The following is a 375-nucleotide window of genomic DNA, read 5'->3' on the forward strand; positions in this document are numbered from 1 at the left end:
GGTGCCGAGGACCGGAATCGAACCGGTACGGTAATCACTTACCGCAGGATTTTAAGTCCTGTGCGTCTGCCAGTTCCGCCACCCCGGCAAATAATGGAGCAGAAGACGGGATTCGAACCCGCGACCCCAACCTTGGCAAGGTTGTATTCTACCGCTGAACTACTTCTGCAAGATTAAATGCTTGAATCATATTAATAAAATGCGGGTGAAGGGAGTCGAACCCCCACGCCTTGCGGCGCTAGATCCTAAGTCTAGTGCGTCTGCCAATTCCGCCACACCCGCTATGAGCCATAGAGGATTCGAACCTCTGACCCTCTGATTAAAAGTCAGATGCTCTACCAACTGAGCTAATGGCTCTAAAAAATGGTGCCGGCC

Annotated in this window: 4 tRNA genes; all 4 read right to left on the bottom strand. The window is 51.7% G+C overall.

Going from position 1 to position 375, the window contains the following annotated elements:
• Nucleotides 1-2 precede the first annotated feature (2 nt).
• Nucleotides 3-88 (bottom strand) — tRNA-Leu (locus LQ668_RS12275).
• Between the two features lie 6 nt (nt 89-94).
• A tRNA-Gly gene (locus LQ668_RS12280) sits at nt 95-169 on the bottom strand.
• A gap of 31 nt (nt 170-200) precedes the next feature.
• Nucleotides 201-282 (bottom strand) — tRNA-Leu (locus LQ668_RS12285).
• 2 nt (nt 283-284) lie between these two features.
• A tRNA-Lys gene (locus tag LQ668_RS12290) sits at nt 285-357 on the bottom strand.
• Nucleotides 358-375 lie beyond the last annotated feature (18 nt).

The sequence above is a fragment of the Mammaliicoccus sp. K-M42 genome (assembly GCF_022386375.1).
Classification (GTDB): domain Bacteria; phylum Bacillota; class Bacilli; order Staphylococcales; family Staphylococcaceae; genus Mammaliicoccus; species Mammaliicoccus fleurettii.